Source organism: Streptomyces violaceusniger Tu 4113 (assembly GCF_000147815.2).
Classification (GTDB): Bacteria; Actinomycetota; Actinomycetes; order Streptomycetales; family Streptomycetaceae; genus Streptomyces; species Streptomyces violaceusniger_A.
This window is the reverse complement of sequence record NC_015957.1, coordinates 4389003-4409241: the sequence shown is the minus strand read 5'-3', so window position 1 is coordinate 4409241 and position 20239 is coordinate 4389003. Positions and strand designations below refer to the sequence as shown.

General features: G+C 71.1%; 16 protein-coding genes. 11 read left to right on the top strand and 5 right to left on the bottom strand.

The window, feature by feature from the left end; translation table 11 throughout:
• The first annotated feature begins 91 nt into the window (after nt 1–91).
• Nucleotides 92–2050 carry an aminotransferase class I/II-fold pyridoxal phosphate-dependent enzyme gene (locus tag STRVI_RS18555; RefSeq protein WP_043236114.1) on the top strand — a complete coding sequence of 653 codons (1959 nt, stop codon included), beginning with the start codon at nt 92–94 and terminating at the stop codon, nt 2048–2050.
• A gap of 11 nt (nt 2051–2061) precedes the next feature.
• Here the strand turns inward: STRVI_RS18555 and STRVI_RS18550 are convergent, their stop codons facing one another.
• Nucleotides 2062–2532 (bottom strand): hypothetical protein, encoded by a 471-nt coding sequence (locus STRVI_RS18550; RefSeq protein WP_014057210.1) that lies wholly within the window; start codon nt 2530–2532, stop codon nt 2062–2064.
• A gap of 213 nt (nt 2533–2745) precedes the next feature.
• Here STRVI_RS18550 and STRVI_RS18545 point away from each other — a divergent pair, with 213 nt between their 5' ends.
• Nucleotides 2746–3606, top strand: coding sequence for a helix-turn-helix domain-containing protein (locus STRVI_RS18545; protein WP_014057209.1), 861 nt, complete (start codon nt 2746–2748; stop codon nt 3604–3606).
• Between the two features lie 5 nt (nt 3607–3611).
• Nucleotides 3612–3848: a DUF397 domain-containing protein gene (locus tag STRVI_RS18540; protein ID WP_014057208.1), complete on the top strand. Its 237-nt coding sequence runs from the start codon at nt 3612–3614 to the stop codon at nt 3846–3848.
• Nucleotides 3849–3969: 121 nt separating this feature from the next.
• Here the strand turns inward: STRVI_RS18540 and STRVI_RS18535 are convergent, their stop codons facing one another.
• Nucleotides 3970–5124, bottom strand: a complete 1155-nt coding sequence (locus STRVI_RS18535) for a M20 family metallopeptidase (protein WP_014057207.1) — start codon at nt 5122–5124, stop codon at nt 3970–3972.
• A gap of 48 nt (nt 5125–5172) precedes the next feature.
• Nucleotides 5173–6858 carry an AbgT family transporter gene (locus STRVI_RS18530; protein WP_014057206.1) on the bottom strand — a complete coding sequence of 562 codons (1686 nt, stop codon included), beginning with the start codon at nt 6856–6858 and terminating at the stop codon, nt 5173–5175.
• A 93-nt stretch (nt 6859–6951) separates the two neighbouring features.
• Between STRVI_RS18530 and STRVI_RS18525 the strand changes: the two genes are divergently transcribed.
• Together STRVI_RS18525 and STRVI_RS18520 are read left to right on the top strand one after the other, a co-directional pair.
• Nucleotides 6952–7965 (top strand): Lrp/AsnC family transcriptional regulator, encoded by a 1014-nt coding sequence (locus tag STRVI_RS18525; protein WP_014057205.1) that lies wholly within the window; start codon nt 6952–6954, stop codon nt 7963–7965.
• 60 nt (nt 7966–8025) lie between these two features.
• On the top strand, nt 8026–8436 hold the full coding sequence (locus STRVI_RS18520) for an SRPBCC domain-containing protein (protein WP_014057204.1): 411 nt from the start codon (nt 8026–8028) through the stop codon (nt 8434–8436).
• A gap of 28 nt (nt 8437–8464) precedes the next feature.
• Here the strand turns inward: STRVI_RS18520 and STRVI_RS18515 are convergent, their stop codons facing one another.
• On the bottom strand, nt 8465–9298 hold the full coding sequence (locus STRVI_RS18515; RefSeq protein ID WP_014057203.1) for an MOSC domain-containing protein: 834 nt from the start codon (nt 9296–9298) through the stop codon (nt 8465–8467).
• A gap of 1527 nt (nt 9299–10825) precedes the next feature.
• Here STRVI_RS18515 and STRVI_RS18510 point away from each other — a divergent pair.
• A complete protein-coding gene (locus STRVI_RS18510) occupies nt 10826–11983 on the top strand; it encodes a transglycosylase family protein (RefSeq protein ID WP_014057201.1) in 1158 nt (385 codons plus the stop codon).
• A gap of 216 nt (nt 11984–12199) precedes the next feature.
• Here the strand turns inward: STRVI_RS18510 and STRVI_RS18505 are convergent, their stop codons facing one another.
• Nucleotides 12200–12934: a DUF429 domain-containing protein gene (locus tag STRVI_RS18505; protein ID WP_014057200.1), complete on the bottom strand. Its 735-nt coding sequence runs from the start codon at nt 12932–12934 to the stop codon at nt 12200–12202.
• Between the two features lie 61 nt (nt 12935–12995).
• Between STRVI_RS18505 and fdh the strand changes: the two genes are divergently transcribed.
• From fdh to STRVI_RS18480, 5 genes are all read left to right on the top strand, one after another.
• The gene (gene fdh, locus STRVI_RS18500) at nt 12996–16259 is read left to right on the top strand and encodes a formate dehydrogenase (RefSeq protein WP_014057199.1); all 3264 of its coding nucleotides are present in this window, start codon (nt 12996–12998) and stop codon (nt 16257–16259) included.
• Nucleotides 16256–17281, top strand: coding sequence for a 4Fe-4S dicluster domain-containing protein (locus STRVI_RS18495; protein WP_014057198.1), 1026 nt, complete (start codon nt 16256–16258; stop codon nt 17279–17281). The genes fdh and STRVI_RS18495 overlap by 4 nt, the downstream gene beginning before the upstream one ends.
• A complete protein-coding gene (gene nrfD / locus STRVI_RS18490; protein ID WP_014057197.1) occupies nt 17278–18336 on the top strand; it encodes an NrfD/PsrC family molybdoenzyme membrane anchor subunit in 1059 nt (352 codons plus the stop codon). The genes STRVI_RS18495 and nrfD overlap by 4 nt, the downstream gene beginning before the upstream one ends.
• 104 nt (nt 18337–18440) lie before the next feature.
• Nucleotides 18441–18749 (top strand): hypothetical protein, encoded by a 309-nt coding sequence (locus STRVI_RS18485; protein WP_014057196.1) that lies wholly within the window; start codon nt 18441–18443, stop codon nt 18747–18749.
• 196 nt (nt 18750–18945) lie between these two features.
• Nucleotides 18946–20094 (top strand): DUF475 domain-containing protein, encoded by a 1149-nt coding sequence (locus STRVI_RS18480; RefSeq protein WP_014057195.1) that lies wholly within the window; start codon nt 18946–18948, stop codon nt 20092–20094.
• Nucleotides 20095–20239 lie beyond the last annotated feature (145 nt).

Below are 20239 nucleotides of genomic sequence, written 5' to 3'. Positions count from 1 at the left end.
CGCAACGGCCGTGTCAGCGCGTCGACGCGACCCATGCGACCGAGGAGGTCCCGCCGTGACTGTTGCCGCAGTCGGCAATACCGGTGATGCCATGGAACTTTTCCGTGGCACCGCCCACAGCCCGTCGTTCTTCGCGCTCAACCGCGCCGGGGTCACGGGTGGCGGACAGGAGCTCGTGGACTTCTGCATCCCCTGCAATCCCTACTTCCCCACCCCCGCGATGTTCGCCGTGATGGCGGTCAGGCTGCGGGACATCCTCACCCACTACCCGAGCTCCGCCGAGACCATCACCGCCGAACTGGCCGATGTGCTCGGGCTGCAGCCGCAGACCATGGCGATGGGCAACGGCTCGACCGAGCTGATCACCTGGATCGACCATCTGCTGGTGAAGGAAAGCCTGGCGGTGCCGATTCCCACCTTCGGCCGCTGGACCGACCAGCCGATGGAGACCGGCAAACGGGTCGACTTGTTCCAGCTTCCGGAAATGAGCGGATTCGCACTCGACCCGAACGCCTTCGTCAACTTCGTACGCTCCCGGGGCTCTCGGGTCGCCGTGATCTGCAACCCCAACAACCCCGACGGCGGGCTGGTGTCCCGCCAGGCCCTCATCGGCATCATGGACGCCCTGGCCGACCTCGATCTGATCGTGATCGACGAGTCCTTCCTGGAGTTCGCGGACGCCGAGGCGTATCCGAGCGTCGTCGACGAGGCCATCCTGCGCCCGAATGTGATCGTGCTGCGCAGCCTCGGCAAGAACTTCGGGCTGCACGGGGTGCGCTTCGGCTATCTGGTCGCCAATCCCTCGCTCGCCGTGCAGATCCGCTCCCGGCTGCCGAAGTGGAACCTCAACTCCTTCGCCGAGGTCATCGTCTTCATGCTGAAGCGGTACCGGCAGGAGTACGTGGACAGCCTGCGCATGCTCAGCCACGACCGGCAGCAGATGACCAGCCAGTTGGCCGGGCTGCCCGGGATGACGGTCTACCCCTCCCAGGGCAACTTCGTCTTCGTCAAGCTGCCGGCCGGAACGGACGGCGGCTGGGTCCGGGACCAACTGCTGTCCCAGCACGGTGTACTGGTGCGCGAATGCGGCAACAAACTGGGCAGCAGCAGCCAGTTCATGCGGCTGGTGGTGCGCTCCCAGCCCGATGTGCAGCGACTGCTGACCGGGCTGAGCACGGTGCTGTACGGGACGTCCTTCTACGCCCCGCAGGTGAGCTGGGAGCAGCAGCCTTCGGTGTCCTCGGGGTACGCGGGATCCTCGGCATACGCGGGATTGCCGGGGTCCTGGGGATCCGCCGCGCAAGCGCCGTCGCTGGACTACTCCTACCAGCAGCCGCCCCAGTTGCCCGCGGCGCCCATGGCGCAGGAGCCCCAGCCGATGTACTCCGCGGCCGCCTTTCCGGCGCCTCAGGGCGTCTCCGGCGATCCGTACGGGCAGGCGTCCTTCGCGGGCGCCTCGACGGGGTACGCCCAGCAGCAGCCGCTCGCGGAGCTGTCGCCCGCGTATGTCGCCACTCCCCCGGCCCAGACGCCCCTGTACCAGGCCCCGGCGGCGCTGCCGCAGCCCCAGACGGCCCAGGCCGCGCAGCCGCTGATCCCGCAGCAGGCACCGGCACAGCAGTTCCAGGCCCCGCAGTTGCAGCCGGCCCAGAGCCAGGCGCCGCAGGGCCAGGCGCCGTTCATGCAGATGGCGCCGCAGCCGCAGAGCGCGCGGTACCAGGGCGCCCAGGCGCAGACCGGCCAGATCCCGATGGTCCAGGTCCAGGGCGCCCAGGGGCAGGGGGCGGCGCCCGCGTACAACTTGTTCCGGCCCGAGGAGACGACGGTCGACCAGATCCCGGTCTATGGTCAGCGGGACGCCGGTGTGCCCGAGCCGTCGCCAGTGGAGCGGACGCAGGCCATGACCTACGACCCCGCCGAGCTGAAGGCCGCGGCCGCGGCCCCGGTGGTGCCCCTCAGCGAGCAGGAGGACGACCCGACGGGGCAGACTCCGGCGCTGCAGCGCTATCCGCGCCCCGCGGCGTACCTCCAGGGCGACTCGATGTCATGACCGGGCCGAGGTCATGACCGTGGCAGCCCTTCGTCGCACGGCCAGGCAGGGGAGACCCCGGCCGCCGCGCAGACCGCGATATGCAGCAGCAGGGGATGGGTGTACGGCTCTCCGTCGCCCGGCCAGTGCACCACACCGGGCTCCTTGGTCCCGGTGGGACCGGTCCGCCACCCGGGCGGGCCGGTCACCGTGGCGCCGACCGCGTAGACGGCCGGTGCGGGCCAGTTGACCCCGATGTCCGACTGCGGCGGCACGATCCACCACCAGCGCCCGGCGCGGGCGAGCACACATCCCGCCCGGGGCAGCAGGGCCATGACCCCGGGGCCGTGCCGCTCGGCGATCCCCACCGCGTCGTAGGCCCGGTCCGTCCGCAGCGCCGACGGCAGTTGAAGGCGGTGGCGTCCGGACGCCGGACGGAATCCGCGCCGGCCGAACCGGCCGCGGACGAGGCCGGTCAGCGCACCGGCGAAGGCGTACGTCATCTAGGGGCACTTCACAAAGGTCGGGCCGCTCGCGCCTGCGGTCGCCGCGGCAGAACGCGGTAACGGGATCATGACGCAACTATGCGCACCGCCGCGCACACTTGGCAAGGGGCACTCTGAACAATGCAGAGTCGTAAGTGCAATGTGTCCGTTCCGCATTGGCCATGGCACACTGCGAACATCAGTGTTGGGGAGGTCAGGGAGGGATTTCAGGTGAGCGAACCGCGGTCGGCCCCGACCGTGGGTCAGGTCGTCCTCGGCAAGAGGCTGCAGGACCTGCGGGAAAAGGCGGGGTTCAAGCGGGACGAGGCGGCGAGAGTGCTGCGGGTCGCGCCCGCCACCGTCCGCCGCATGGAGACCGCCGAGGTCGCGCTGAAGGTTCCGTATGTGCAGATGCTGCTGGACGCCTACGGGATCACCGGCGAGGAACTCGATTCCTTCATCACCCTGACCGAGGAGGCCAACAAGCCCGGCTGGTGGCAGCGGTTCCACGACATTCTCCCGGACTGGTTCAGCGTGCATGTCAGCCTGGAGGGCGCGGCCGAGATGATCCGGGCGTACGAGCCGCATTTCGTCCCCGGACTGCTCCAGACCGAGGAGTACGCCCACGCGGTCATGCAGACCGGCGCGGTCGGCCAGTCCGCTCCCCGGCAGGCGGAGCGCCATGTGGCGCTGCGCATGGAGCGGCAGACGCTGCTCACCCGGCGGGACGCGCCCCGTCTGTGGGTGGTGATGGACGAGACGGTGCTGCGCCGCCAGGTGGGTTCGGCGGCGGTGATGCGCGACCAGATCGACCGGCTGCTGGAGTCCGTCGAGATGCCGCACATCACCCTGCAGATCTCGGAGTTCACCTCCGGACACCATCCGGGCACCTATGGGCCCTTCGTCCTCTTCCGCTTCGCTGTTCCCGAACTGCCGGACATGGTCTACGTCGAGTACCTGACCGGCGCCGTCTACCTGGATGAGCGCATCGAGGTGGCCTCCCATCTGGAGGCCCTGGACCGCATGGCGGCCCAGGCGGCAACCGCACGACGCACAAAGGAAATCCTCCGTGATTTCCGCAAGGAGCTCTGATCGGAATGGATCGCATTCACAACGGCATGCGCGCGAGCGACCTCGGCAGCGAGGGCTGGCACAAGCCGTGGAGCGGTGGCAACGGCGGCAACTGCGTCGAGGCCATGAGGCTGGACGACGGCCGGGTCGCGATCCGTCAGTCGACCGATCCGGACGGTCCGGCACTGATCTACACCCGCAACGAGATCATGGCGTTCATCGAGGGCGCCAAGGCGGGCGAGGCCGATTTCCTCATCTCCTGACACGCCTCCCGTGCACCGGCCCGCTCTCCACTGCCGCGCCGGTGCCACCGTGGGCCGCCGCCGTGTCCGGACACGGCGGCGGCCCACGGGTTTCCGGCCGTCCGGCCGTCGGTGTCAGCCGTTACGAGGCGTCCGCCGCCAGCGCCCGCAGCAGACCGACGGCGAGCGCGGTACGGGCCGGGATCGGGGCGAGCACCGTGTGCTCATGGCGGGCGTGGGCGCCTGAGCCGAGGGCACCGAGCCCGTCGAGGACCGGACGGCCGAGCGCGGAGACGAAGTTGCCGTCGCTGGCCCCGCCGACCGCGGTCTCCTCCAGCTCCCAGCCGTGTTCCGCGGCGACCGCGTGGGCCTGCTCGAACAGTCGGCGGGACGGATCGTTGGGGACCATCGGCGGGCGGTTCCACTCACCGGTGACGGTCAGCCGCACCCGCTGGTCGGAGGGGGCGAGGGCGTGCAGCGCGGTGTCGATCCGCTTCATCTCCTCCGGTTCGGCGATCCGGATGTCGATACCGCAGCTCGCCTGTGCGGCGATCACATTGCGTCCGGTGCCACCGTTGATCAGTCCCACGTTCACCGTGGTTCCGCGCTCCGGGGCGCTGAGCGCGGCGATCTGCGGGACGACCTCGGCCAGCGCGTGGATGGCGCTCGCGCCCGCGAACGGGTCGAGTCCCGCATGCGATTCGATGCCGTAGGCGGTCACATCGAACAGCCCGACGCCCTTGCGGGAGGTCTTGAGCGCCCCGTCCAGCGATGCCTCGAAGACCAGCGTGGCCAGGACGTCCTCGCTCAACCGCTCGATATGGCGCCGGGAGGCGGGGCTGCCGATCTCCTCGTCGCCGCCCAGCAGCAGCCGCACCGAGGGGTGCGGAAGCTCCAGCTCGCGCAGCAGCCGCAGGGTCCAGACAGCTTGCACCAGACCCGTTTTCATGTCGAAGACACCGGGTCCGCCGGCCCGGCCGTCCTCGATCCGGAAGGGCCATTCGGCGAGTGTTCCGGCCGGCCAGACCGTGTCGTAGTGGCACAGCAGCAGCACGGTGCCGGGGGCCGTGCCGCGGTAGGTCACGACCAGCACATCGCCGTAGGTCCCGCCGTCGTGGCGCTCCGTTCCGTCCGGCTCGCCGAGCCGGTCGACGAGCCAGCCGCTGATCGTGGCGAGCCCGGCGTCCAGCAGCCGCTTGTCATCGCTCGGCGTCTCCAGCTCCACCAGCGTCCGTAGGTCTTCGGTCATCTCGGGCAGCACCCGGGCGGTGGCGGCGGCGAGATCGGAGGGGGTCATTCGAGGGGATCCTTCCCGAGGTGGCGTGGGTGCGGGAGCGGCCGGGGATCAGCGGACGGGCGCGCCGGGGCCGAGTGGAATGCCCAGCGCCCACCAGGCGTAGAAGAGCAGGGTCCAGGCCACCAGCATGGCCACCGAGAGCGGCAGGGTCAGCGAGGCGAGGGTGCCGATTCCGGCGGAGCGCCGGTAGCGCTGGAGGAAGCCGAGCGCCATGACGAAGTAGGCGCTCATCGGGGTGATGGCGTTGGTGCAGGAGTCGGCGATGCGGTAGACGGCCTGGGTGGCCTCCGGGGGGATGTGCAACAGCATCAGCATCGGCACGAAGACCGGGGCCACCAGCGCCCACATGGCCGAACCGCTGGTCATCGCCAGATTGATCACTGTGCACACCAGCACGATGCCGACGAAGGCGACCGGGCCGGTCACCCCGAGGTCCTTGAGCAGATCGGCGCCGCGGATGGCGAGCACCTGGCCGACGCCGGTCCACTTGAAGTAGGCGAGGAACTGGGAGATGGCGAAGAACAGCACCAGGATGGGGGCCATCTCCCGCATGCCCTGCGCCATGAAGTCCGGGATGTCACGGCCGCCGCGCACGGTACCGGCCGCACGTCCGTAGACCGCGCCGAGGAGGGCGAAGAGCAGTCCGAGCACCACGGCGATACCGGAGAGCACGGGCGATTCGACGATGCTGCCGCCCTCGCCGCGCAGCGGTGACCCGGTGGGGATCATCGCCACCACGACCAACGCGAGGAAGACGAAGAGGGCGATGGTGGCGTGGCGCAGCCCGCGGCGCTCCTCGAGTGCCAGGGCGAGCTCGACCTCCGTGGTCCGCCCGGTCTCCCCGGTGGTGTCCCCGGCCGCCTCCTCGGGCTCGGGCGGAAGCGCCGCCACCCGCTTCACCAGCACCTTCTCGGTGACGAAGGTGATCACGGCGGCCAGCACCACCGAGGAGGCGAGGGAGAAGAAGTAGTTCGACAGCGGGGTGACGACATAGCCGGGGTCCACGGTGTGCGCGGCGGCCGTGGTCAGCCCGGACAGGACCGCGTCCATGGGGGTGATCAGCGGGCTGGCGTCATAGCCCGCCGATACGCCCACGAAGGCCACCACGATCCCCAGGAGCGGACTGCGCCCGACGGCCCGGAAGGCCAGCCCGCCCAGGGGGACCAGCGCCACATAGGCGGCGTCGGACGCGACGTGGGCGACCATCGCGGTGAAGGCCAGGGCGAAGGTCATCCAGCGCGCCGGGACCTTGGCGACACCGGCCCGCAGCATCGCCGCGAGCAGCCCCGAACGGTCGGCGACGGCGACACCGAGCATGACGACCAGGATCGTGCCGAGCGGTGGGAAGGTGGCGTAGTTGGTGATCGCGTCGCTGATCATCGACCGCACCCCGTCGACCGAGATCAGGCTGCGCACCGCCACGGTCTTGCCGCCCGCCGGATCGACGGCGGAGACGTCCGCGGTGGCCAGCCCCCAGCTGATCAGCGCGAGGAGGACGCTGAGGATCGCGAACAGCCAGAAGGGATGGGGAAGTTTATTGCCCGCGCGCTCGACGGCCCCGAGCACCCGGAGCAGTGCGGACAGGGCCGCCGAGGACTCCCCGGGCGCGTCGGGAGGCGTTTCGCCGGGTGTGGTGCCGGGTGTCTTCCCGGGCGTGTTGTCGGGTGTGGTCGTGGTGTCTTTGGAACTCACCGTCCGCACTCCTTCGTCGGCGACGCAGTAGTGGTCGTCCATTAGAGAAGGCATGACGGAATGAGGCAAGTAAAAGTGTTGTAACGCAAGAATGATTCACGCGTGCAGCACCAAGTGCACGATAGATTCGTATCCATGGCAGCCGTTCCCACCACACCACCGGTACTCGACGACGCCGACCTCGATCTGGTGGCCGCCCTGCAGGTGGCGCCGAGGGCGCCACTGAGCGCGCTCGCCGAGGTGCTCGGCACCTCGGCCAGCACCGTCGGCCGCCGGCTGACCCGGCTCGGGGAGGAGCGGCTGCTGCGGGTGATCGGGCAAGTGGAGTGGCCCATGCTGGCCGAGGGCAACCCCATGCACGTCTGGGTGACCACGGCCCCGGGGCAGGCGTGGCAGGTGGCCCGGCGGCTGTCCGAGCTGCCCGAGATACCGTTCGTCGCCACGACCACGGGCCGCACCGATGTCTACTGCTCCCTGCACGCGACCCGGCGCGGCCGGGCCCGGGAGCTGCTGATGACCCGGATCCCGTCCGTCCCCGGGGTGCGGTCGGCCCATACCGAACTGGTGCTCAGGGCGACGGCGAAGTCCGACTCCTGGCGGCTGCGGCGGCTGGACGACGCCCAGGTGCGGGCGCTGCGGGAGGTCGCCGATCCGGTGGCGGAGCCCACCGCCGTCACCGAGTTCAGCGACGACGAACTGCGGGCCGTGGAGCTGCTGCGCCAGGACGCCCGGGCGAGCGCCGCCGATGTGGCGCGCGGGCTCGGCATCAGCCGGTCCACCGCCTACCGGCTGGCCCAGTCGCTCCTCCAGCGCGGTCTGGTACGGCCCCGTGTGGAGATCGAACCGGCGCTGCTCGGCCATGCGCTGGAGGTCGTGATCGAGCTGCATGCCGCCCCCGGGGCCATCCAGGAAGTGGCCGACGCGCTGGCCCGGCACGCCTCGGCGCGCTATGTCTCGATCGTCGCGGGCACCTCCTCGGTGATCCACCACGGGGTGTTCCGGGACGAGGACGGCCTCGCCGAGCTGCTCACCCACGATCTGGCGAAACTCCCCGGCATCACCGCCTGCGAAGTGTCGGTGGTCCTCGATGTGCTGCGCCGGTACTGGATCGGCCGGGAGGACGGAAGGCTGCTGAGCCAGGACCGATGAGTTCCGCGCGGCGGGCCGGTCTGATGCGTGACGACACTTCCCGCTCACCGAGGAGAGACCATGAGCGACACCGAGATCACCGTCACCCGGGACCTGGACGCACCACGCGAGACGGTGTGGCGGGTGTGGACCGAGCCGGAGTACTTCGCCCGCTGGTTCGGCGCCACCCCCGAATCCGTCGCCCTCGACGTCCGGCCGGGCGGCGCCTGGAAGGCGAACATCGCCACTCCCGGGGGCGAGATGCCGATGCGCGGCGTCTACCGCGAGGTGGTCGGCCAGGAGCGGCTGGTGTGGACCCTGGACCTTCCGCAGGGGGTCATGGAGATGACCGCCACCTTCGCCGAGCTGGGCGACGGCCGGACCCGGGTGGTGCTCCGGCAGCCGGCCCCGCCGCAGGAGCAGTGCGCCCAGGCCGAGGAGGGCGCCGCCCAGCTCCTGGACAGCTTCGCCAAGGTACTCGCGTCGGTCTGAGCGCTCGCGTCGGTCCGAGCGCTCCCGGTCACTCCCCCGGCGGCGGCCCGTCCCACTCGATGACGTGCACCTCATCGCCGACCGCCAGCTTTCCGGTGCGGGTCACGGAGAACTGGCAGCCGAACAGGGTGGCGCCACCCGGGCCGCGCCGGTAGCCGGCCAGGGTGCGCAGTGGCTCCGGGCCCGCCTTGACGCCCTTGCTCTGATCGACGGTCGTCACGACGCACCGGGCGGTGGGCTTGGCGAAGCCCAGCTCGGCGCCGCCGATGGCAATTCTGCGGATCCGGTCCTCCCGATGGGGTTCGTCCCATCCGCCGAGCACGATGCCGGGGCGGAAGCGGTTCATGGGCAGCGCGGCGCCGCCCGCCTCGGCGATCCGCTGGTTCAGCCCGTCCAGGCTGGCCCGGGAGACGAGGTGCACGGCGCCGCTGTCGGCGTAGCCACAGGTGCCGGGGATCCATCCTTCGGTCACCCGGCCGTGCTCCGGGGGCACCCGCACCAGCCTGCTCGGCGCGCCCAGCACCTGCGATAGCCACGCGGCGGCGGCATCGCCCTGGTCGATACCGAGGAAGGGGTTGTGGAACAGCTCGACCTCGCGCCGGGCGGAGGTGGTGTCGACGTCGATGGCCACGTCACCCTCGCCGGGTGCCGACAGGGTGAGCCGGGTGCCGTCCGGGTCGATGGCGGGGCGGATGACGGCGAGGCGGGGATCGCGCCGCTGGGTGCGGCACTCTCCGTCCTCGCCGATGACCATGAAGCTGCGGTCGTGCCGCAGACCCGCCTCCGTCAGCAGCGCCTCGGATACGGGAACGCCCGCGCAGCCCTTGACGGGATAGGAGGTCAGCTCGACAACGATCGCCACGCGGCAACCCTACCCCGGGCCCCACCCGGGGGTCGTGTCGCCGATCGGCCGGTCGGAGCGCTCCTGAGCGCTCGCCCGGTGCCCGACCGGCGTTTCATGGCACGCCCCGGCTCCGCCATGCGCCCCCGGCCCGGCGTCCGGCGGCAGGACGTAGCACGGAGTACGCCGAATGCCCCGCCGCGCACGGCCGGTGACCACCGGCACATGACGTAGGCGCGCTGCGCCTCCCGTCGGCAGGAACCCGAATTCGACCGTTTCCCTGGAGCGGCGGACGAGATCGCGGGAAAAGCGCGGTCTCCGGCGTCGCCCGGGGTCCCGGGCCGGCGGGGTGAAGGGTGATGATTTCGGGGCCGCCCCTGAGAGCGGCTCGAAGGGGGGAAGTCGATGTGAGGCAATGATATGCGCGGCGGCGTGCTTCCCGCTATACACAGACCGCGTGATTCTCCGCCAGTTCCCGGCCGCCATGACGACCGGCTCTTTTCGGAGAACTGCCGCGGCGCAGGGGCGGTCGGCGCGGCGATGCACGACAAGAGATACGGTAAACGCCGAGTCAAGTCCGTTCGAACGTCGGCGAGTTGGTCCGGGCGCCAAGCAGCGCCCCTGTTCGGCGAGCCATACCGGATGCCGGAGAAGATACGAGCCGGGGTCGAGGTTCCGCGCCCGCCATCCTCGGCCCGCACCATCTCGCCTCGCGTCTTCGCGCGGGCCACCCCCGTTCCCGGCCGGCCCCGCCGCTGAACGCCGCGGTCGGCGGCACACCGCCGTAGATTACGTTTCAAGCTCCCACCGCACACAGGGAAACGCCGCCGGGCCCGCCCGGCGCGTTCGCTCAGGCGTCCCCCTCTTCCCCCGCTCCACCGCAAGGCCGTCCTCATTCCCGCCCCTCGCTCGGCCTCCCGCTCTCCCCTCTCTCCTCCACTCCCCGGCATTCTCCGGTTGCCGGCAGGAAGAGCGGAACGGCCGGTTCCAGCGCGGTGCCGCGCGGTTACGGCCGCCCGCCGCGGCCCGGCCGCCAAGCGGCCGATCTTGACCGGGCGGCGAGGCAATAGCGCCGAGGAAGATCCCGCGCCGCACGTCCGGCCCGCCCCGGGCGTCGTATTGAGCCGCCCGCCGCTCGTCCGCGCTTCAACTGTTCATGCCCCGGCCGCAATTCGCCCCGCAGGCCGCCCGGGATCGGTCACCGATCATCCGGAGACGAATCCGGCGGAATAGCGTCCGCCCCCTCAGGCGCCCCGGAGAATCATTTCCCGCCGCACGAGGACGTCCAGCGGGGCATGATCGCCCGCATCCGCCCCGGCCCGCCGGACCCGCCCCGTCGGCGGCCGTGCGCCCCCGGCCCCCCATGCGCCTCCCGCCGCCCACCTGACGGAGCGTCAGTCGATTTCGGGGTGGCACCGGGCGGCGCGCGGCCGTCCATGAGGCCCCCTGCGCCTTGTGACCTGCGGGGCCGGGCTGCGGTACTCGTACAGCCCGCCGGGTCCTCCGGAGGGCACGTCGAGCGCCGTTGTGTCGAGAGGAACCAGCCTCATGACCGTACGAGGAAGTCACCGACGCCCCGCATCGCCCAGCCGGATCTCCCCGCTGTGCGCGGCCCTCACCGCCGGCGGTGTCGGCATCGTCCTGCCGCTCCTCGTCACCGGCCCCGCCCACGCGGCCTCGGCCGGCACCTGGGACCGGGTCGCCAAGTGCGAGAGCGGGGGCAACTGGCACATCAACACCGGCAACGGCTACTACGGCGGGCTGCAGTTCTCCCAGCACACCTGGGCGGCGTTCGGCGGCACCGCCTACGCCGCGCGGGCCGATCTGGCGCCCAAGGCCCAGCAGATGACCGTGGCGGAGGTGGTCCTGAGCAAACAGGGCCCGGGCGCGTGGCCGGTCTGCTCCGTCCGCGGCCGGCTGTCCTGGTCCGGCCCGCCCGCCGAGGTGGCGAGCCGCAGTGCTGAACCCCGCGCCGAGCACCCGGCCGAGCCCGCCAAGAAGTCGGCCAAGTCCGCCGCGAAGTCCCGGGCCCGGCAGCACACCGCCCGGCGCGCGGCGTCCGGCTCCTACGCGGTCGTCCGCGGCGACACGCTCTCCCGCATCGCCGCGCGTGCGTCGGTCAGCGGTGGCTGGAAGGCGCTGTACCACGCCAACCGCGGGACCATCGGCCCCAATCCCCATCTGATCCACCCGGGGCAGCGGCTGGCCCTGCCCTCGGGCGCCCGGCACGTGCGCAAGGCGGCGCCCCGCCACCGCGCCTCGGCGATCTCGAGCCACACGGTGGTCCGCAAGGCGGCCGCCCGCCCGCATATGGCCCCGGTCGGCGGGACGGTCAGCGCGGCGTACGGCATCCGCGGCGCGCGGTGGGCGAGCGGCCGTCACACCGGCGTGGACTTCGCGGTTCCCATCGGCACCTCGGTGCGCGCGGCCGCCCCGGGCACCGTGGTGGCGGCGGGGTGGAGCGGCGCCTTCGGCTACCAGGTGATCATCCGCCACGCCGACGGCCTCTACACCCACTACGCGCATCTGTCGGCGCTGACGGTCCGCACCGGGCAGTCCGTCGAGGCGGGCGGCCGGATCGCCCGGTCCGGCAACACCGGGAACGCCACCGGACCGCATCTCCACTTCGAGGTCCGCACCGGCCCGCACTACGGGTCCGACATCGACCCGCTCGCCTATCTGCGCTCACGCGGCGTCAGCGTCTGACGGCTCACACCGGACGCACGCCGCCCATCGAGGAAGTGTCCGGCGGATCTTGCCGCTTGCGGCAGGCCGCGCTCTCCCCGCCCCTGGCGACGGTCAGGGGCGGGGAGGGGAAAGGTCCGCCGGGCACCCCATAGGTCCATCTCCAGGGGGTGGGGGGAAGGGGAGGCCGCCCGAGGCACGGCTCGGGCGGCCTCCCGCCATCCGCACGGGGCTCGGTCAGTACCAGATCGCGGCGCGCAGCCCGGTGTCCGCCTCCTGAGGCGGATCGGGAAGGCTCCGGGCGGCCCCGAGCGCGATCCGCCGCGCGCTCCAGGCCGCCACCGCGGCGTCCAGGACGTCGTCGGGCGGCACCCGGCCGGCCGGTCCGAGGTCGTCGGGCAGGACGATGCCCTGGTCCTCCAGCAACCGGCGGCGCACGGCCTGGCCGTTCCAGCTCTTCTTGCTCCAGGCCACGGGCCGCCCCCTGTTGACGGCGGCGAAGGAGACCTCGGGATGGACCTCGTTGAGCCGGTGGTCGCCCCCGTCGCGGCAGGCGTTGGCCTCGCGCAGCTTCGCGGCCAGCCCCCAGGTCTGACGGCTCAGCCCCTGACCGGTCCGGGCCCGGCAGCGCAGATTGGCGTCGTCGTAGTCGTCCGCCTCCCAGACCTCGCGCGGCGGCACCGGGAAGACCCGGGAGCGGTGCGGGGCCACCATCGCCACGGCCAGGGCCTCCGCCTCGCGCCATCCGGCCGTCAGCATCCCCAGCGGCATGTCGACCGCCACCACGGCGGCGTCCGGAAACCGGCCGAGCAGTTCGCTCAGCCCGCCGGCGGTATCCGCCCCGGCGAAGCGGCCCTCCTCGCACAGGGCCACGGCCACCCAGCCGGTACGGCAGGCGTCCACCCCCACGACCGGTGATCCGGCGCATCCGGGCGCGGGCGGGGTGTGAAAAGCCTCGAGACGGGAACCCATGCGCCGTATCCGACCATGCCGATGGGCCGGTGCGGGGCAGAACAGCGCGAAAGGACGGGCGATGGGCGTACGTACATGGATCCGGGAATGGCCTGTCTACCGCCAGCTGACCGGAAGCGACCCGCTCGGCCGCGGCGCCGCCGCCACCTCGGCCGCCACCCGTGAGCAGCGCCCCCGCACCGTCACGGCCGACAAGGTGGTCAAGTCGGTGTGCCCCTACTGCGCGGTGGGGTGTGCCCAGAACGTCTATGTGAAGGACGGCCGGGTGGTGCAGATCGAGGGCGACCCCGACTCACCGGTCAGCCGCGGCCGGCTGTGCCCCAAGGGCTCGGCATCCCTCCAGCTCACCACCGGCGAGTCCCGGCGCCACGAGGTGCTCTACCGCCGCCCGTACGGCACCGAATGGGAGCGGCTGGACCTGGACACCGCGATGGACATGGTCGCCGAACGGGTGGTCCGCACCCGCCGCGAGGGCTGGCAGTGGGAGCAGGACGGGGTCAGCGTCAACCGCACCCTGGGGATCGCCAGCCTCGGCGGCGCCACCTTGGACAACGAAGAGAACTACCTCATCAAGAAGTTGTGGACGGGGCTCGGGGTGATCCAGGTGGAGAACCAGGCCCGGGTCTGCCACTCCTCCAGCGTCGCCGGGCTCGGCACCTCCTTCGGCCGTGGCGGCGCCACCACCTTTCTGCAGGATCTGCAGAACTCGGACTGCATCGTGATCGAGGGCTCCAACTTCGCCGAGGCCCATCCCGTGGGCTTCCAGTGGGTGATGGAGGCCAAGGCGCGCGGCGCGAAGGTCATCCATGTCGATCCGCGCTTCAGCCGCACCAGCGCGCTGGCCGATCTGTATGTGCCGATCCGGGCCGGCACCGACATCGCCTTCCTCGGCGGCATCATCAACCACGTGCTCACCGGCGGCCACGACTTCCGCGACTACGTCCTGGAGTACACCAACGCCTCGACCATCGTCGGCGAGGAGTTCGAGGACACCGAGGATCTGGCGGGGATCTTCTCCGGCCTCGACCCGGCGACCGGCCACTACGACATCTCCACCTGGAGCTACGAGGGCGCCCAGGTCCAGGCCCCGCAGGGGGCGCCCGACGAGCTGTACGAGGAGCGCACCCGCAAGGGCGCGTCTGTCTCGATGGCGGCCTACTCCGAGTCCCATGGCTCCGGCGGCGCGCCCATCCCCCCGGAGGTCCCCACGGACCGCACCCTGGAGCATCCGCGCTGCGTCTACCAGATCCTCAAGCGTCACTTCTCCCGCTACACACCCGAGATGGTCGAGGAGACCTGCGGGATTCCCCAGGACACGTTCCTGGAGGTGTGCCGCGCGCTGGTGGAGAACTCGGGTCCGGACCGCACCTCGGAGTTCGTGTACGCCGTCGGCTGGACCCAGCACACCGTGGGCGCCCAGTACATCCGCACCGCGAGCATCCTTCAGCTACTGCTCGGCAACATCGGCCGCCCCGGCGGTGGCATCCAGGCGCTGCGCGGCCACGCCAGCATCCAGGGCTCCAGCGACATCCCGACCCTGTTCAACATGCTCCCCGGTTACATCCCGATGCCGCATGCCCACGCGCACGAGGACCTGGACACCTTCGTCGAGGCCATAAAGACCGAGAAGGGGTTCTGGGGCGAGATGCGCTCCTATGTCGTCAGCCTGCTCAAGGCGTACTACGGCGACGCCGCACACGCCGACAACGACTACTGCTTCGGCCATCTGCCCCGGCTGACCGGCTCCCACAGCACCTACCACACCGTGATGGAGATGCTGAACGGAGTCTGCAAGGGCTTCTTCCTGATGGGTGAGAACCCCGCTGTGGGCTCGGCCAACACCAAGATGCAGCGGCTGGGCATGGCCAACCTGGACTGGCTGGTCGTCCGCGACTTCTCCCTCATCGAGTCCGCCACCTGGTGGCAGGACGGACCGGAGATCGAGACCGGCGAGCTGCGCACCGAGGACATCGCCACCGAGGTGTTCTTCTTCCCCGCCGCCGCCCACACCGAGAAGTCCGGCTCCTTCACCAACACCAACCGGATGCTGCAGTGGCATTTCGCGGCCAAGGAGCCGGACGGCGAGGCACGCAGCGATCTGTGGTTCATGTACCACCTGGGGCGGCTGGTCAAGGAGCGGCTGAAGGACTCCACCGACCCCATGGACCGGGCCGTCCACGATCTGGCCTGGTCCTATCCCACCGAGGGCCCGCTCGCCGAGCCCAGCGCCGAGGCGGTCCTGGCCGAGATCAACGGCCGTGACGCGCGGGGCGCGCCGCTCAGCGCGTACACCGAACTGAAGGACGACGGCTCCACCTCCTGCGGCTGCTGGATCTACTGCGGGGTGTACGCCGACGGCGTCAACCAGGCCGCCCGCCGCAAACCGCATACCGAGCAGGACTGGATCGCCGCCGAATGGGCCTGGGCCTGGCCCGCCAACCGCCGCATCCTCTACAACCGCGCCTCGGCCGATCCCGCCGGCCGGCCGTGGAGCGAGCGCAAGGCGCTGGTGTGGTGGGACGCGGACCAGGAGCGGTGGACCGGCCATGACATCCCGGACTTCATCCCCGACCGGGCGCCCTCCTACCGCCCGCCCGAGGACGCCCGGGGCCCGGACGCGCTCAGCGGAGTGGATCCGTTCATCATGCAGGCCGACGGCAAGGGATGGCTGTACGCCCCGGCCGGGCTGGTGGACGGGCCGCTGCCGACGCACTACGAGCCGCAGGACTCACCGGTGCGCAATCCCCTCTACCCGGACCAGCAGCGCAATCCGGTCCGGGAGGTGATCTCCGATGAGCACAATGCCTTCCATCCCAGCGGGGACGAGCCGGGCAGCGAGGTGTTCCCGTACATGATCACCACCTACCGGCTCACCGAGCACTTCACCGCGGGCGGGATGAGCCGCTGGACACCGTATCTGGCCGAGCTGCAGCCGGAGTTCTTCTGCGAGGTCTCTCCCGAGCTGGCCGCCGAGCGGCATCTGGAGCACACCGGCTGGGCGACGCTGGTCAGCGCGCGCGGAGTGATCGAGGCCCGGGTGATGGTCACCGAGCGGATGTCCCCGATCAGGGCCGGGGGCCGCACGGTGCATCAGATCGGGCTCCCGTACCACTGGGGCCCCAACGGCTACACGCGCGGGGACGCCGCCAATGAGCTGTCCGCGATCATCCTCGACCCGAATGTCCACATCCAGGAGGTGAAGGCGCTGAGCGCCGACATCCGTCCCGGCCGCCGCCCCCGCGGCCCGGAGCTGACGGCCCTGCTCGAAGACTATCGGCGGCGCGCCGGAATCACGGCGCGGACCGGAACGGAGGTGCGGGGATGACCGACACCTCCCGGCGCTCGTCACTGATCGGCCGCAATCTGCTGGCCGGAGCCGAACCGGACGTGGCCGGGGACGCCGGACACGACGGGCATCCGCCCCGGGTCGGCTTCTTCACCGACACCTCGGTGTGCATCGGCTGCAAGGCGTGCGAGGTGGCGTGCAAGGAGTGGAACGCCATCCCGGAGGACGGGCTGGACTTCACCGGCATGTCCTTCGACAACACCCAGGGCCTTGACGCCTCCAGCTGGCGCCATGTGGCCTTCATCGAGCAGAGCAAGCCGCTGGGCCGGGCCGAGGCGGCGGTCGACCACAGCGATGTCGATGTGCTGGCCCTCGCGGCGCGGGGCTCCGGGACCCCGGTCGAGGAGGCGGCGATCACCCCCACCTCCCCGGCGCCGTCCCCGTCCGCCGACGGGCAGACCGGGCTGCGGTGGCTGATGGCCTCGGACGTGTGCAAGCACTGCACCCACGCGGCGTGCCTGGACGTCTGTCCGACCGGTGCGCTGTTCCGCACCGAGTTCGGGACCGTGGTGGTCCAGGACGACATCTGCAACGGCTGCGGCTACTGCGTGCCCGCCTGCCCGTACGGGGTCATCGACGTACGGCCCGAGGACGGCGGGGCCCATAAGTGCACCCTGTGCTACGACCGGCTGGGCGCCGGCCAGGAACCCGCGTGCGCCAAGGCGTGCCCCACCGACTCCATCCAGTTCGGCCCCCTGGACGAGCTGCGCGAGCGCGCCGCCGCCCGGGTCGAGGAGCTGCACCGGGTGGGGGTGGCGGACGCCCGGCTGTACGGAGACGACCCGGAGGACGGCGTCGGCGGCGACGGTGCCTTCTTCCTGTTGCTGGACGAGCCGGAGGTGTACGGGCTGCCGCCGGACCCGGTCGTCACCACCCGGGATCTGCCCTCGATGTGGCGGCACGCCGGTGCCGCGGCACTGACCCTGCTCGGCGGCGTGGCCGCCGTGTTCGCGGCCCACGGCAGTGTGCGCGGGCGCCGTACCGGAAGGAGGGGCCGATGAGCGAGTCGGACGTCACCCGTGATGGCATCCGCGGCGCCCGGCCGGGCCGTGACGCGCTGGTCGGCAAGGGGATGGGCAACGGCGAGCGGCGCCGCCGCAGGGGCGGGAAGGGCGGGAAGGGCCGCAAGGGCGATCAGCCGATGGTCCCCCGGGCGGAGTTCACCTCCTACTACGGGCGGCCGGTGCTCAACCCGCCCACCTGGCGCCCTCGGGACATCGCGGGCTACTTCTTCCTCGGCGGGCTCGCGGGCGCCGGCTCGGTGCTCGCGGCGGGTGCCGAGCTGACCGGCCGTCCGGCCATGGCCCGCGCGCTCAAGGTGTCCTCGGTAGCCGCCCTCACCGGGTCCACCGCCGCGCTGATCCACGACCTCGGACGCCCCGGGCGGTTCGCGAATATGCTGCGGGTCTTCAAGCCCACCTCGCCGATGAGCGTCGGCTCATGGCTGCTGGCGGCCTACGGCCCGGTGGCCGGGGCGGCCGCCGCCTCGGGCGTGGCCGGGCGGCTGCCGCGCGCCGGACGGGCGGCCACGGTGGCGGCGGCGCTGCTGGGCCCGGCGGTCGCCTCGTACACGGCCGTGCTGGCCGCCGACACGGCCGTCCCCGCATGGCACGACGGCTACCGGGAACTGCCGTTCGTCTTCGTCGGCTCGGCGGCCGCGGCGGCGGGCGGTATGGCCCTGCTGGTCTCGCCGGTCGCCGAGAACGCCCCGGCGCGCGGGGTCGCGCTCCTCGGCACGGCGGTGGAGACCGCCGCCGTCAAGGCCATGGAGCGGCGGCTCGGTGTGGTCGCCGAAACCTACCGCGAGGGCCGGGCGGGCCGGCTGATGCGCGCCGCCGAGGCGCTTTCGGCGGCGGGCGCGCTCGGCGGCGCCCTCCTCGGCCGCCGCAGCCGCACAGCCGCGGCCCTCAGCGGCGCGGCCCTGCTGGCGGCCTCCGCCTGCACCCGTTTCGGGGTGTTCCACGCCGGGATGCGGTCGGCGGAGGATCCGAAGTACACGGTCCTGCCCCAGCGGGAACGGCTCGACGCGCGACGGAACCGCCCGCAGGACGGCTGACCGCCGCGGCACGCCGTACGACCGACCGCACCGCGGCCGTACGGCGCTGCCCGAAAGGGCAGTCCCCGCCCGTGCCGTACCCGGGGCGCCTGAGAGGATGCCGCATGATCCGCTACCTGCGTTTCTTCTTCGAGGCCGGCGTGGACACCCCTCTGTGGCCGGAGGACATGGACAGCCCGTACGGCTACCCCTGTGAGCTGGACAGGCTGCCGATCAGCCCGGCCACCCGAGAAGAACTGGCGAAGTTGTCCGAGTGGTATCAGTCGTCGATCGACTGGAAGTATCCGCCGAACCCGTCGCCGTGGTCGGACGAGGAGCGGCAGGCCTTCAAGCGGCGGGCGCACGCGGCCTTGGTCGCTCTGCGCCGTGAGCTGGGGACAGGCTGGACAGTCCGGGACGAGAGTCTGCTCTGAAGGGAGCACCTGAAGGGAGCACCGTCTCCGCCCGAGCGGTCATGAACGGCGTCGGAAAGGTTCGTGACGGCCCACGGGTTGCTGACTCATCCGCAGTTCCTAGTACCGCAACCGCATCGCTCTGCACTTGGGGGTCAATGTTTCGCAAAGTCAGGTACCGTGCGGGGGAGCTCCGTACAAAACGATTGGGTAGCCAGTGCTTCTGAAAACGTTCGGCTGGTCGTTCGCAGTCACCGCGCTCGGCCTGGTCGCGGCGGTGTTCTACGGGGGGTGGACCGGCTTCGGGATCGTGGCGATCCTGTCCATCCTCGAGATCTCGCTTTCCTTCGACAACGCCGTGGTCAACGCCGGGATCCTGAAGAAGATGAATGCCTTCTGGCAGAAGATCTTCCTCACCATCGGCGTCCTGATCGCGGTCTTCGGTATGCGCCTGGTCTTCCCGGTCGTGATCGTCGCCATCAGCGCCAAGATCGGTCCGATCGAAGCGGTACGGCTCGCGCTCGACGACAAGGACAAGTACCAGCAGTTGGTGACCGACGCCCACCCGTCGATCGCCGCCTTCGGTGGCATGTTCCTGTTGATGATCTTCCTCGACTTCATCTTCGAGGAGCGGGAGATCAAGTGGCTCGGCTGGCTGGAGCGTCCGCTCGCCAAGCTCGGCAAGGTCGACATGCTCTCCGTCTGCATCGCGCTCATCGTGCTGCTCGTCTCCGCGATGACCTTCGCCACCAACGCCCACCAGCACGGCGGCATCCATACGGACAAGACGGAGACCGTCCTGATCGCCGGCGTCGCGGGCGTGATCACCTACCTGATCGTCGCCGGCCTCTCCGGCTACTTCGAGAACAAGCTCGAGGAAGAGGAGGAGCGCGAGCACGAGGCCGAGGAAGAGGCCAAGAAGAGCGGCAAGAAGGTCCCGGCGGTCGTGATGGCCGGCAAGGCCGCGTTCTTCATGTTCCTCTACCTGGAGGTCCTGGACGCGTCCTTCTCCTTCGACGGCGTCATCGGCGCCTTCGCGATCACCAACGACATCGTCCTGATGGCGCTCGGCCTCGGCATCGGCGCGATGTACGTCCGCTCGCTCACGGTCTACCTGGTCCGCCAGGGCACCCTCGACGACTACATCTACCTGGAGCACGGCGCGCACTACGCGATCGGCGCCCTGGCCGTGATCCTGCTCGTCACCATCCAGTACGAGATCCACGAGGTCATCACGGGCCTCGTCGGCGTCGTCCTCATCGCCTGGTCCTTCTTCTCCTCGGTCCAGCGCAACCGCAGGCTGGCGGCGGCCGAGGGAAAGGACACGGGGCCCAACGAGCAGGCTGAGGTCTCCTCCGGCGTCTGAGCCGGGCCGCCGGCGCGGCCCGCAGGGCCGCGCCGGCGGACGGTGTCCTCCGCGATACCCCGCCGGTGGCCGACCATCGCCCTCGACTGGTCGGCCAACCGCCGAGGACACAACGCCCAGATGCGGCTGCGGCACCAGGACCGCC

Excerpts from the sequence above, each read along its gene's own strand:
- STRVI_RS18555 (WP_043236114.1), top strand. The coding sequence starts at position 92 with ATGGAACTTTTCCGTGGCACCGCCCACAGCCCGTCGTTCTTCGCGCTC.
- STRVI_RS18550 (WP_014057210.1), bottom strand. The coding sequence starts at position 2,532 with ATGACGTACGCCTTCGCCGGTGCGCTGACCGGCCTCGTCCGCGGCCGG.
- STRVI_RS18540 (WP_014057208.1), top strand. The coding sequence starts at position 3,612 with ATGGATCGCATTCACAACGGCATGCGCGCGAGCGACCTCGGCAGCGAG.
- STRVI_RS18535 (WP_014057207.1), bottom strand. The coding sequence starts at position 5,124 with ATGACCCCCTCCGATCTCGCCGCCGCCACCGCCCGGGTGCTGCCCGAG.
- STRVI_RS18530 (WP_014057206.1), bottom strand. The coding sequence starts at position 6,858 with ATGGACGACCACTACTGCGTCGCCGACGAAGGAGTGCGGACGGTGAGT.
- STRVI_RS18525 (WP_014057205.1), top strand. The coding sequence starts at position 6,952 with ATGGCAGCCGTTCCCACCACACCACCGGTACTCGACGACGCCGACCTC.
- STRVI_RS18520 (WP_014057204.1), top strand. The coding sequence starts at position 8,026 with ATGAGCGACACCGAGATCACCGTCACCCGGGACCTGGACGCACCACGC.
- STRVI_RS18510 (WP_014057201.1), top strand. The coding sequence starts at position 10,826 with ATGACCGTACGAGGAAGTCACCGACGCCCCGCATCGCCCAGCCGGATC.
- STRVI_RS18505 (WP_014057200.1), bottom strand. The coding sequence starts at position 12,934 with ATGGGTTCCCGTCTCGAGGCTTTTCACACCCCGCCCGCGCCCGGATGC.
- fdh (WP_014057199.1), top strand. The coding sequence starts at position 12,996 with ATGGGCGTACGTACATGGATCCGGGAATGGCCTGTCTACCGCCAGCTG.
- STRVI_RS18495 (WP_014057198.1), top strand. The coding sequence starts at position 16,256 with ATGACCGACACCTCCCGGCGCTCGTCACTGATCGGCCGCAATCTGCTG.
- nrfD (WP_014057197.1), top strand. The coding sequence starts at position 17,278 with ATGAGCGAGTCGGACGTCACCCGTGATGGCATCCGCGGCGCCCGGCCG.
- STRVI_RS18485 (WP_014057196.1), top strand. The coding sequence starts at position 18,441 with ATGATCCGCTACCTGCGTTTCTTCTTCGAGGCCGGCGTGGACACCCCT.